Consider the following 12579-nt stretch of genomic DNA (forward strand, 5'->3'; position numbering starts at 1 on the left):
ATAGCCACATATTATTTTATGAAAGCCAGATAACTGCTTATCAAGTTCGTCACAACCGCTATCAACATGCAAAGCCCGACCATTAAGGGCTCTAATTTTTTCTTGAGTCGAAATAAACTGAAGGTTACCGAGACCGGCCTGCCGAAGAACTCGTGGACTAATTTGTTGATTACCACGCCCTAAAACAATCCCCTGCCCACCTATAACAGAGAGAATCACCTTTACCCTGGGATATTGTTGCAGCAATTCAAATAGCTGAGCCTCATGAACGTCATTCGCGATAAGCGTGACATTTACACCATCAAAGAAACACACATCAACACCCAGCAATGTTGGCTGCTCCAAACCGATCATTTCCTTCAAGTGCTGTAAGGTGCCGCCTGAGCCGAGGACATACAAAGTATCATCTTCTAATTCTTCACTCATAAATGAGCAAAGCTCTTCAAGCATCAACTCATCATCCAGCATGCCCGAACATTTAACCGACTGAACCAGAAGCTGATCGTCCGGTATCAGCATTTCACCAAAATGCTGAGTCTTAACCAGCCCCTTGGCAAAAGCATCCTCATCAATATCTCTCACGTCTGCCATACGGGCTGACACTAAACGATGACTCGCCATACTTTCTACCACCGAAACCACCGCCTTAGGTGTTACCGCAAATACGCCAGAATGCATCTTTACACCTGCCGGAATCCCTAAAGCGCACTGCTGATCACCAATCACCGTGTAGATATCACGCGCAGTACCATCACCGCCGACAAACAACAGGATATCTATTGAGCGTTTCATAATCTCGGCTGCGGCTGCACGCGTATCGTCAGCTCGAGTTAATTCAGGAGGCTGGAACAAAACCTCGATATCAAAGACATCTGCAAACTCTGAACAGATATCTCCGCCCATCTGTCCACCTGCACACAAAAATGATACTGAAGCCAATCTACCCTGCAAAACTAAATCTTTCAGACCGACTAAAACCGCTCTTAGCCTATCGGCCGCCTTGGCCTCTACGCCTCTGGAAATCGCTATTTCTGTGGTAGATGCTGCATCACTACCTTTAAGCGCAGCCGGCCCACCCATTCCAGCTAGAGGGTTAAGCACCAAACCAAAAGTAAAACTTGCTTGGCTCATTGCCTTATCTTCGTTCATTTTCGTAAATGTAGCTGGAAAGTGTTAACACATACTCATCAGTCAGGTTCACAAACTGAATACCGACAATATAGCGACCTTCCTCACCAACTTCTTCATCGGTATTTAGCTCTATATTGCGGATAATACTCGGAAGGCAAATTCTCTTAGTCACACCGCTCGCACTCAGCTCAAAAGACACCAAAAGCTCATGCCCCTTTTCACCCAATGACTGGGGAGAAGACATTCTTGCACCAGTTTTGCTTAAGTTATCAATATAAGCAGGTTTAGGCCATTCACCAAAAATATCGAAGTCGCTATCTATTTCAGCCTCAATATTTGTCGTGACACGTTCAGAGTTACGAATCTGGAGCGCGGTAATTTCTTCAGGATAAACCAAGTGATAATAGCTATAAGGCTGAATTGAACGATAGGCGACACGAGTTTCAAAAGCACAGACTTGCTTACCCACCAAAAGCCGAACGGCCACTGTACTGTCTTTGTCCAGAAGCACTTCTTTACCTTCTCTCAAGGGAGAAGAAATTAATATGCTACGATTTTCAACAAAACCAATTAGGTTTACCTGATACTTACGTGCAGGAGAAATTGTTTCTAAAGTGACGGCCGCCCCAATTGATAAACCTAAGTTCGCAAAAGACGCAACTGGCCTATCTTGGGAATCATCAAGCTTCTCAGCCACACTTAACCTCTTATTATCATTATTAAGGTATCAATTTTAGGACTTAACATTAAAACCTAAAGACTTAAACTTACTTAGCAATTCTGAGTTAACTTTCTTCAATTGAATCTTTACACCTGAAAACTCGCGCCGGCAGCGGTAGTTCTTTCGGAAGCGGTCAAAGGCCTGCCATCGCTCTTCATCAGGTAAGCGTAAGCTGGCTTGCAGTAAACTATGGTCATGACGCACATCAAAGCAGGCTCGAATTGCAGTATGAATAGACCAATCAACATCTGCATTTGAAGTAAAGGCCATTTTAGACAAAGGCGGCTCTTCTAAGAATTGCCCAGAAGAGTGGCGAGATGGTAAACCTAAAAACTGGCATAAGGCCCGGTAAACCATTTCAGTCCCCAAGACCTTACCGTCAAAACTATAGCCGGCAATATGCGGCGTACCAATAAAGACTTTGCGAGCCAATTCGACATTAAGCTCAGGCTCTCTCTCCCACACGTCAAGGATAGCGGTAAACTGTGGCTGATGATCTAGGAAGTCATTCAGGTCATCATTATCGATAACCGGCCCCCGACTCGAATTAATCAGAATTTGCTCTGGCTGCAAGCTTTCAAGCACCTGCTTATCGATCATATGGTAGGTTGGATGCGTACCTTCTTTACTTAAGGGCACATGAAGTGATATCAGGTCGCAGCGCATCACTTCTTCAAATGATACAAGTGAATCATCATCCAAAAACGGGTCACAGGCTTTAAACTTGATTCCCAGCTTCTCCAAGCGCGCAGCAAGTAAGCTACCAACATTGCCATAACCCACAATACCGACTGTTACCGAGCCTAAATCGAGCGAATGAGTTTCGGTTAGAATTGATAAGCAACTTAAAACATACTCAACAACAGAGTTAGCATTACAGCCAGGCGCATTACAGTAGCGAATGCCCTGCTGATCAAGGTAATCAGTATCAATATGATCAATACCGATGGTGCATGTTCCAACAAACTTAACTGAACTGTTTTCTAAAAGCTCACGGTTTACTTTGGTTACTGAGCGTACTATCAAGAAATCTGCATCACTCAAATGTTCCGCCTTAATCTCCCGCCCGGGCAACTTAACAATGTCACCTAAATCACCAAAAAAACGTGTGAGTAAGGGGATATTTTCATCAGCAACAATTTTCATTCTTCAAACAAAACCGTCTTATTAATTTATTTTCCAACCAGGTGTGCAGGATATTCACATGGAAGTTTCATACCAATGTACTTTTCTATCTCTGGAAGCAGGAAGGCATCGTCTTCACAGGCGAAGGAAATAGAGATTCCTTTTTCACCTGCACGTCCTGTTCGACCGATTCTATGAACATAATCTTCAGCGTCTTCAGGAAGGTTATAGTTGAATACATGACTCACGCCATCAACGTGTATACCGCGCCCTGCCACGTCAGTTGCAACCAGGATTTCTATTTTGCCATTTTTAAACTGATCAAGTGTTCTGATGCGCTTATGTTGAGGGACTTCACCCGATAACAGCGCAGCTTTAACACCTTTAGATTTCAACTCAGCTTCAAGGCGACGCGTTTCATCACGACGATTACCGAAGATAATGGCCTTCTTAACATCGTTTTCCTCAATGTAGCGGCAAATTATTTCCAGCTTTTCATCGGTAGGCACCATAAATATCTTCTGCTCGACTTTATCAGTCGTCAGCTGCTCGGCTTCAATTTCAATGAAAACAGGGTTAACCGTCCAGCGGTTTGCCAAGTTCAAAACATCGTCACTAAAGGTCGCGCTAAATAATAAGGTCTGACGATTATCCTCTCTTGGGCACTTACTAATGATACGCTTAACATCAGGAATGAAGCCCATATCCAACATACGGTCAGCTTCATCAATAACCAAAAAGTCGATCTGATCCAGATACAAATCATTGCTGTTGAGGAAGTCGATCAGACGCCCTGGTGTCGCAACCAAAATATCGATAACGGTATTGCGCACATAGTCTTTTTGCTTTTGGTAGTCGATGCCACCCAGTACGGAATAAATCGACATATCCATGTGTTTAGTCAAGGCAACAGCATCTTTCTCTATCTGCAGCGCCAGCTCTCGTGTTGGCGCAATAATCAGTGCTCTGGGTTCACTTGCATAACGATCACCTTTTGGCACTGGTCGAGATAGCAAGTCATTAATAATGGTAATCAGGAAGGCAGCCGTTTTGCCGGTACCCGTAGCAGCCTTGCCGATGGCGTCATAGCCTTTTAAGGTGTGAGGTAGAGATTCTGCCTGAATGTCGCTGCAATATTCATATTTCAGATCAGCGATGCCATGCAATAAGTCATTCTGCAAACCTAAATCGTGAAAGCGGGTCTTGCCTTCCTCGGGCGCTACGACATATTGCTCAGCACTCCAAGCCTGTTTTTTTGGCGCTACACTCGCCCCTTGTTCTTGTACATTAGCTTGAGCGCTTCCTTTCTTGCCACCTTTGTGTTGAGGCTTACCTGCTGTTTCAGGTTTTGGGTGTTTCTTTGCTTGAGGTTTATTGGCGCCCCCTTCTTTTGCCGAAGCAGGCTTGTTAGTTTTGGTCGAGGCACCTTGTGCCTTATTCGACTCGTCTTGCTTTTTCTTACCAAAAAAACCACTTAACTTCATTTAGAATACACTCTAGTAACACTTAAAATATTGACCTGAGAGCTTATGCCCCCTAACCCTGCCTTGCAAGCGGAATACACCTAATTAGCCGCTAATTTGCTTAAAACTGTCATTAGCTTAGCCTATCAAGTGAAAATGCGTCACTTTCCAGGCACCGACAATCAGGCCGATAGTGACTTAGCAAAGCTTGAACAAATAAGTTAGCTCTTTCAGGTAAGCCATTTTCTATGTAGTCAGCCGCCTGCTGAGCCACCTCACAGATAAACTCTTTACTCGCCCCAACATCTGGCTGAGCAATATTATCGACACTCAAACGAAAGCGCATTCCACAAGCTTCCGTCATAATCCACTCAAGCGCCTGCGGCTTAATCTCGACTTTCTCAAATTCGCGTTGCTGTTGGTCACTGCGCCCATCTGGCTCATACCAATAACCAAAATCAATTAACTTGCGCCGCTCTTTACCCGCAATACACCAATGACTAATTTCATGTAATGCGCTTGAGAAGTAATCAAACCTTGAAATAACCTGGCATAAGCTACCCGTCTCCGAGGCTGGCAGATAGAGAGGTTCATCAGCCCCCACCACCAACTCAGTACCTTCGAGAGTTATAAACAAGTTATTGAAAATTCTAACTAATTCTGTGACATCAGCAAATGCTGTATCAACGAGCTTATTTTCACAGCTGGACTGGGTGCGCTGTTGTTCAGTATTTACCACCGGATTAACAATCCTTCTTACGACCAATCAAACTTTTGCAGCCTGGGAATATCTAATCGAATATTAATCTTCAAGCCCACAAAAGCGACTTATAATGGCATGATTACGAATTTATACAAATCTATTGCCTCTTATCGTTCTATTTAACAGTTTTGATTGAACCAACACAGTAGATTTATATCTAAAGTGCAATATATGCAATCGCAAGGTTTTGAACCAGTATGAGAAATATCCTATTAGTTATTATCTACCTAACTCTTGGAACATTCACCTCCGACGCATATTCCTCTGGCGGTACTAGTTTTTCTAGCTCAGATAGCAAGGGATTATTTGAATCAAGCCAGAATGAGTTCCTAAAGGTTGATGAGGCATTCAAATTTCGCTCATCGCCTACAGACAATGGTTTAAAGCTGTCTTGGGAAATAGCTGACGGCTACTATTTATACAAAGAACGCTTCAAATTCCGCCTTGTCGATAAGTCATTAGAACCTCTGGTAAAGCTTGGCCCTCCCGAATTTTCTAGCCAGGGAAAGCCTAAACAGGATGATTACTTTGGCTTGGTTCATGCGTTCTATAAGCACGTTGAAATTGCTCTTCCTATTGACGTCGATGCTTCACTAAGTGATGTCGAGATTAAAATAAGCTCCCAAGGCTGTGCAGATGCAGGCTTGTGCTACCCACCAAAGCACGAAAAGGTCTTATATGTAGCGCAAAAAAGTAATAGCGACACAACTAGCAACAAGCTTCAAGCTCCCAACCAGCAACAAACGCCTTCATCTCAAGAAAGCCCAGACTTTGAAAACGCTGCGGGCGTCTTTAGCTTTATTCAGAACAGTAGCCTGCTGGCGATTGTAGGAATATTCTTTTTACTCGGGATCGGATTGACCTTTACACCTTGCGTGTTTCCAATGATCCCGATTATTACCAGCATTATTGCTGGCCAGCAAAAGCCAACGGTCGGTAAATCCTTTATGCTTTCCCTAGCCTACGTTATCGGTATGGCGGCAACCTATGCTGCAGCAGGCGTGGTGACAGGACTGCTCGGTGCGGGAGCCAATGTACAGGCAGCCCTGCAAGACCCAATTGTATTAAGCGTATTTTCGGCAATATTTATTTTGCTTGCCTTAGCTATGTTCGGCCTTTACGAGCTGCAACTCCCCGCTTTCTTAAGAGACCGCCTCAATACCACCAGCCAAAACCTTAATGGTGGGCATATCACCAGCGTATTCTTTATCGGTGCACTATCAGCACTAATTGTTTCACCGTGTGTCTCAGCCCCGCTCGCAGGTGCGTTACTTTATATAAGCAGTACAGCAGACGCAGTTATCGGAGGCCTTTCATTATTTGCTCTGGGCTTGGGTATGGGTGTGCCATTAATCCTGATCGCTATAGGTGGCGGTAAGTTCTTCCCTAAAGCCGGCGCCTGGATGGACAAAGTAAAATACGCTTTCGGCATAATGCTAATTGCCGTGGCAATCTGGCTCATTAGCCGTGTTATCCCTGAGTCAGTTTCGCTATTTTTATGGGCGTTGTTATGCGGCCTAACAGCAAGCCAGATGGGTGCTTTTGATGCAGCTAAGCCTGGAATAGAAAGAGTCTCTAAAGGTTTAGGCTTGCTCCTGGCCTTATACGCCGCATTATTATTTATTGGCTCACTTACTCAAGCCACAAACCCACTCAACCCCCTGGAAACTCTGATTAGCAACCAGCAAACCAACACACAGAAACCTAACAAGCTCCCTTTCAATACTATTTATTCGAATACCGGGCTTGAACAACATCTCGCCATTGCAAAGCAAAACGGCCAAGCTCTATTGGTAGATTTTTACGCCGACTGGTGTATCAGCTGTAAGGTAATGGAGAATGAGGTTTTTCCGCTTGTTAATATCGACAGCAAGCTACGTCAATTTTATCTCGTTAAGGCAGACGTGACCGACAATACAGATGAAAATAAGGCACTACTGGAAAGGTTTGGCCTCTTCGGCCCACCATCTATCCTGCTGTTTGATAAAAAAGGCAAAGAAATCAAGGATCTGAGAATCGTAGGGGAAATTAGTGCCAATGGCTTCGATCAGCACCTGGGGCAGGCGCTGGTAAGACAATAAATTGAAGCGCAATATTAGAAAAGTTCTAACTCACCTTCATTTTGGTCTTCTTCATGGCTATTTGCCTCCAAGCAGAATGATAAGGCTTCATCATATACCTCAATAGAAATACTGCATCCTGCAACTTCACGATCAATATCAAAATAATATGAATCGATCGTACTGTTTTCAGCTAATAAGTCATCGACATTAACACCAAAAAAAGTGGCCGGAAAACCAATACTGATAAAGCACTCATGCGCTATCAACTTAGTTTTTAAACGACCAATCAACTGGTTTGAAAGCTCAGAAATCCAGTCTTCCAAGCGGTCCTCTTCAACTTTGGTAATCCCCTCACCCACTGGGTAAGTTAAGGCCAGTACAGGCAAAGGAAGCTCCAAAGCGATTTTGAATTCGATATCTGATGAACCGCCGTCAATGCAAGCAATAGGGCAATTTTCAAGGCGCTCAGGTTTATCTACCATCAAGCCTACATTGCAATCCAGGTTTTCAAACAAGTCTTTACACGACTGAAAGAATAAGTCCTGAATACATTTGATTACTTCATTATCACGCATATAACTGCAACTCTTTTCTTTTATTTGTACTAACCGAATCAGAAAACTATTTAGCCAACGAAGGAGCCGGACTCTCACCATTGATGCTGAAATACTGATTAAAGTGCGTCATGCTCAACAGGTCATAGGTCTGCCCACGCGAACGAACGATCTCATAGGCCACACCTGCACCGTCTAGAAACTTCTTCATGACCAGCAACATTCCCAAACCGGAACTATCCATGTATTCGACATCATAGAGATCAACCTGAACCAGACGGCTGTCACCAACCTCCTTTTAGTAAGCTGATCGGAATTCGCTCTGCAAATGAAATGCGAAACTTCCACTGATATAGAGAGTAGTACAAGAATTATTAACGGAAACTTTCACACTACCCGTAGCACTGTCAGTCATAGATACCCAAATCAACTTTAGCTAATATTTATATCGCAAGCACCTGACAATCTATATTTGAATAATTAAAGGTGCATTCTAAAAAGATAGAGCATGATCTGAAAAGTGCAAACTCGAAACATCGACATGAGAACTACTTTCAGGCTTTTCTCAGCAGATAAATATAATTGCCGTTTTCCTGGCTCTGATCGAGCAGTTCATGACCAAGAAACTGACAGAATTTTGGTATATCACGCTGAGTGGCCGGGTCGGAAGCGATTACCTTGACCACGTCCCCACTTTGCATCTCGTCAATTTTTGAGTGCAGCATCATAACAGGTTCAGGACAATACAAACCTTGAGTATCCAAAAGGTGTTGATGTAACATCTAGCTCTCTTTTTTAATCTATACTTAAAACAACAGCACACTGGAGGGGCATGCCATGATTAGGGTTATTATCGAAAGATCCATCGCGGAATCACTGGAAGCAAACTATGAGGATACTGCAAAACAAACGCTACAAAAAGCCATTCGAGCTCCGGGCTTTATTTCTGGGGAGTCATTAAAAGATATTACCAACTCAAGACACCGAGTCATCCTTTGCAACTGGCGTAGCACTCAAGATTGGCAAGCATGGCAACAATCCCACGAACGCAAGGAAATGATGGACAAGTTAAACCTCATGCTAGAAAGAGAAGAAAAAGTTACCGTTTTGGAAATGCCTTAAACATCTTCTCTGCAATCTGCTCAATGAGTACAGTTGCGTCTTGCTCCATTCAACGCAAACTGTACTCCAAAAATCTATCTCGATACTTAAAAAATAGCAAATTAAACCTCATTTTTTGTAAGTCATTATTATATAAGTCATTTGCGCATTCCATCGGCTTAAACCAAGTTGATATACATCAACTTTCCCCCCTAACTTTCGTGATAAAAGATTGATTTTGTCCTTTCTGATCAGTACCCTTCACGCCTAGCCGATTTGGGGGTATTAACCTACCCCTAAATCATTACTTAGGTAGTAAAAAAATAAGCGATGTGTGCAAGGTTTACATTCCTTATTTTTTGCGTTTCCACTTTATGTAGAATAATGGACCCTCAACGATGAGCAAAGAGACCAACCAAATCACTTACAACTACAAAGTTGTAAGACAGTTTGCCATTATGACGGTGGTATGGGGTATTGTCGGCATGGCCGTCGGTGTTCTTATCGCTGCTCAATTAGTATGGCCAGAGCTAAACTTCGATTCACCTTATTTAAGCTTCGGTCGTATTCGCCCACTGCACACTAACGCAGTTATCTTTGCTTTTGGGGGTAGTGCTCTATTTGCTACATCGTTTTATGTGGTGCAGCGGACTTGCCAAGCACGCCTGGTCTCGGACACCCTCGCGTCATTCATGTTCTGGGGCTGGCAAGCGGTCATCGTTCTAGCAGCGATCACTTTGCCACTAGGCATTACTAGCGCAAAAGAATACGCAGAGCTTGAGTGGCCGATCGATATTCTAATCACCTTAGTTTGGATAGCCTATGGCGTCCTCTTTTTTGGTACCATAATGAAGCGTAAGACCAAGCACATTTATGTTGCAAATTGGTTCTATGGCGCATTTATTATCACTGTCGCGATTCTACACATCGGGAATAGCATGGCCATTCCAGTCACGTTCTGGAAGTCCTACTCTGCTTACGCAGGTACTGTCGATGCGATGATGCAGTGGTGGTATGGCCATAATGCTGTTGGTTTCTTCCTGACGGCAGGCTTCTTGGGCATTATGTACTACTTCGTTCCTAAACAGACTGGCAAGCCAGTTTATTCTTACAGACTATCTATTATTCATTTCTGGTCACTGATTTCTTTATATGTATGGGCAGGCGCTCACCACCTACATTACAGCGCTCTTCCTGACTGGGCACAGAGTGCGGGCATGATCATGTCCCTAGTCCTACTAGCTCCATCATGGGGTGGTATGATCAACGGTATGATGACGCTTTCTGGTGCATGGCATAAACTACGTACTGACCCAGTACTACGTTTCTTGGTTGTATCGCTTTCTTTCTATGGCATGTCTACTTTCGAAGGTCCGATGATGTCTATCAAGACTGTAAACGCGCTATCTCACAACACTGACTGGACTATTGGGCACGTTCACTCTGGTGCACTCGGTTGGGTAGCGATGATTTCTATCGGTGCGGTTTATCACTTGATTCCAAAGCTTTATGGCATTAAAGAAATGTATAGCACGTCTATGATCAACCTACACTTCTGGTTAGCGACTGCCGGCACGGTTCTATACATCGCCGCAATGTGGGTAAACGGTATTATGCAGGGCCTAATGTGGCGTGCAGTAAACAATGACGGTACCCTTACCTACAGCTTTGTAGAGTCTTTAGAAGCAAGTCATTCTGGTTATCTTGTTCGTGCAATTGGTGGTGCTATCTTCTTGTCAGGTATGCTTATCATGGCCGTGAACGTTTGGCTAACCATTAAGCAGAAAGATGCGAAAGCACTTGATACCGTGACTGAAGCAGCTTAGGAGAAGAGTCAATGAATCATGAGATAATAGAAAAAAACCTTGGCTTGATGATCCCTCTGATTGTCGTAGCTATCAGTTTTGGTTTCTTGGTAGAAGCAGTTCCACTGTTCTTCCACAAAGACATGCAAACCCCCATTGAAGGTCTGAAGCCACATACCGCTTTAGAACTTGAGGGTCGTGATATCTATATTCGTGAAGGTTGTCACACCTGTCACACGCAGATGATCAGACCTTTCCGCGCTGAGACTGAACGTTACGGTCATTACTCAGTTGCCGGAGAGCATGTTTATGAGCACCCATTCCTATGGGGTTCTAAGCGTACTGGTCCTGATCTGGCTCGTGTTGGTGGTCGCTATAGTGACGACTGGCAACGTGCTCACCTTTATAACCCACGTAATGTTGTACCTGAGTCCAAAATGCCGTCCTACCCTTGGTTGTTTACAGCTATCGTAGACCACAAAGGTACTGCTGCGAAAATGGAAGCACTTCGTACAGTAGGCGTTCCCTACACCGACGAAGACATTGCCGGTGCAGCAGAAGCGGTGAAAGGTAAAACAGAAATCGAAGCTATGGTTGCGTATCTACAGCAGCTTGGCACCGTTCTTAAGAACAAGTAAGAACCAATATTATGGATATCAACACGTTACGCGGTCTATCTACCATCTTGGTCATGATCGCCTTTGTCGCCATATGCTTATGGGCCTATAACGGCAAAAAGAAAAAAGATTTTGACGATGCAGCCAACCTGCCCTTTCAGGATGACGATATCGCGGAACGTACCTTGAGCGAAAAAGAGAGAGAAGAACATGACTAGTTTTTGGAGTGTATGGGTCTCAGTCATTATTATCGGTACTTTGATCGGTAGTACATGGCTGCTAGTAGCCACCCGAAAAAGCCAAACTACAGATGAAGAGACTGAACAAAAGATGCCCCATGCCTTCGATGGGATCGAAGAGTACGATAATCCACTTCCAAAGTGGTGGTTCCATATGTTTATCGGTTCAGTTGTTTTTGCATTCGCATACGCATTGCTGTACCCGACTTTAGGTAACTTCCAAGGTTTCTTAGGCTGGTCTTCTACCGGTCAATGGGAAGCAGAAGTTGCTGAAGCTGATGAAAAGTACACACCTATATTCAAAGCCTACGCGGCAAAGCCAATTGAAGAACTCGCCAAAGATGCCGAAGCAATGAAAGTAGGACAGCGTTTGTTTGCTAATAACTGCTCAGTATGTCACGGATCAACAGGTCGCGGCGCATTAGGCTTTCCAAATCTGACTGACCACGACTGGTTATATGGTGGAAGTCCAGACGCGATCAAAACCACCCTCCTGTATGGTCGAAACGGTCAAATGCCTGCCAAAGGTTTAAATCCCGCTATGAGCAAAACTGACATACAAAATATGACTCATTACTTACTTTCGTTTAGTGGACGTAGTGATGATAAAGCAGCTGTTGATGCCGGCGCAGCGATGTACCAGACTGCCTGTGCAGCCTGTCATGGGGCTGAGGCTAAGGGTAATCAAGCCGTCGGCGCACCAAATCTAACAGATGATGTTTGGCTCTACGGCGGCACGGCATCTAAGATCAATCAAACACTCACTTATGGTCGAGCAGGCGTAATGCCAGCACAAAAAGACCTACTTGGTGAAGACAAAGTTCACCTACTTGCAGCTTACGTTTACAGCTTATCTAACAAATAAGACTGTCTGAGACTCGTGGGCCTGGCTGAGTAGCCAGGCCCACTCTCACAGAATATAAGATCTCTTCTCTAGACAGCCTTTGCTCATCACAGACTTTCTAGAAAAGAAACCTTTCCTCCACTAGATATGGAA

At 44.1% G+C, this 12579-nt stretch carries 14 protein-coding genes; 6 read left to right on the plus strand and 8 right to left on the minus strand.

From position 1 onward, the window contains the following. The 5 genes from A3766_RS25320 to A3766_RS25340 form a co-directional block, all read right to left on the minus strand. A partial coding sequence (locus A3766_RS25320; protein WP_197479741.1) for an ATP-NAD kinase family protein occupies window positions 1-1131 on the minus strand: 1131 nt, incomplete at its 3' end. Window positions 1132-1135: 4 nt separating this feature from the next. Continuing rightward, entirely contained in the window at window positions 1136-1828 is a 693-nt protein-coding gene (locus A3766_RS25325; RefSeq protein ID WP_068514750.1) for a flagellar brake protein, read from the minus strand. 36 nt (window positions 1829-1864) lie between these two features. Then, window positions 1865-2998 (minus strand): 4-phosphoerythronate dehydrogenase PdxB, encoded by a 1134-nt coding sequence (gene pdxB / locus A3766_RS25330; RefSeq protein WP_068514747.1) that lies wholly within the window; start codon window positions 2996-2998, stop codon window positions 1865-1867. A gap of 26 nt (window positions 2999-3024) precedes the next feature. Continuing rightward, entirely contained in the window at window positions 3025-4461 is a 1437-nt protein-coding gene (rhlB, locus tag A3766_RS25335; RefSeq protein WP_082865404.1) for an ATP-dependent RNA helicase RhlB, read from the minus strand. Window positions 4462-4573: 112 nt separating this feature from the next. Then, window positions 4574-5179: an elongation factor P hydroxylase gene (locus tag A3766_RS25340; RefSeq protein WP_082880441.1), complete on the minus strand. Its 606-nt coding sequence runs from the start codon at window positions 5177-5179 to the stop codon at window positions 4574-4576. Between the two features lie 221 nt (window positions 5180-5400). Between A3766_RS25340 and dsbD the strand changes: the two genes are divergently transcribed. Continuing rightward, entirely contained in the window at window positions 5401-7284 is a 1884-nt protein-coding gene (gene dsbD, locus A3766_RS25345) for a protein-disulfide reductase DsbD (protein WP_068514744.1), read from the plus strand. 14 nt (window positions 7285-7298) lie between these two features. Here dsbD and A3766_RS25350 read toward each other — a convergent pair whose 3' ends face one another. From A3766_RS25350 to tusA, 3 genes are all read right to left on the minus strand, one after another. Next, window positions 7299-7841, minus strand: a complete 543-nt coding sequence (locus A3766_RS25350) for a hypothetical protein (RefSeq protein WP_068514739.1) — start codon at window positions 7839-7841, stop codon at window positions 7299-7301. Between the two features lie 46 nt (window positions 7842-7887). Further along, window positions 7888-8097, minus strand: a complete 210-nt coding sequence (locus A3766_RS31585) for an STAS domain-containing protein (protein ID WP_255374988.1) — start codon at window positions 8095-8097, stop codon at window positions 7888-7890. 277 nt (window positions 8098-8374) lie between these two features. Beyond that, window positions 8375-8602: a sulfurtransferase TusA gene (tusA, locus tag A3766_RS25355; RefSeq protein ID WP_068509866.1), complete on the minus strand. Its 228-nt coding sequence runs from the start codon at window positions 8600-8602 to the stop codon at window positions 8375-8377. A gap of 55 nt (window positions 8603-8657) precedes the next feature. On the opposite strand from tusA, the gene A3766_RS25360 reads away from it, so the two are divergent. The 5 genes from A3766_RS25360 to ccoP all read left to right on the plus strand — a co-directional run bounded on the left by A3766_RS25360 (window position 8658) and on the right by ccoP (window position 12447). Then, entirely contained in the window at window positions 8658-8942 is a 285-nt protein-coding gene (locus A3766_RS25360; protein ID WP_068509864.1) for an antibiotic biosynthesis monooxygenase, read from the plus strand. A gap of 377 nt (window positions 8943-9319) precedes the next feature. Then, window positions 9320-10747 carry a cytochrome-c oxidase, cbb3-type subunit I gene (gene ccoN, locus A3766_RS25365; protein WP_068514738.1) on the plus strand — a complete coding sequence of 476 codons (1428 nt, stop codon included), beginning with the start codon at window positions 9320-9322 and terminating at the stop codon, window positions 10745-10747. 11 nt (window positions 10748-10758) lie between these two features. Continuing rightward, the gene (gene ccoO / locus A3766_RS25370; RefSeq protein ID WP_068514735.1) at window positions 10759-11364 is read left to right on the plus strand and encodes a cytochrome-c oxidase, cbb3-type subunit II; all 606 of its coding nucleotides are present in this window, start codon (window positions 10759-10761) and stop codon (window positions 11362-11364) included. Window positions 11365-11375: 11 nt separating this feature from the next. Then, entirely contained in the window at window positions 11376-11561 is a 186-nt protein-coding gene (locus A3766_RS25375; protein ID WP_068509685.1) for a CcoQ/FixQ family Cbb3-type cytochrome c oxidase assembly chaperone, read from the plus strand. Further along, a complete protein-coding gene (gene ccoP, locus A3766_RS25380; protein WP_068509683.1) occupies window positions 11554-12447 on the plus strand; it encodes a cytochrome-c oxidase, cbb3-type subunit III in 894 nt (297 codons plus the stop codon). Before A3766_RS25375 ends, ccoP begins: the two co-directional genes overlap by 8 nt. The last annotated feature ends 132 nt before the right edge of the window (window positions 12448-12579 follow it).

This window comes from Oleiphilus sp. HI0132 (genome assembly GCF_001635845.1).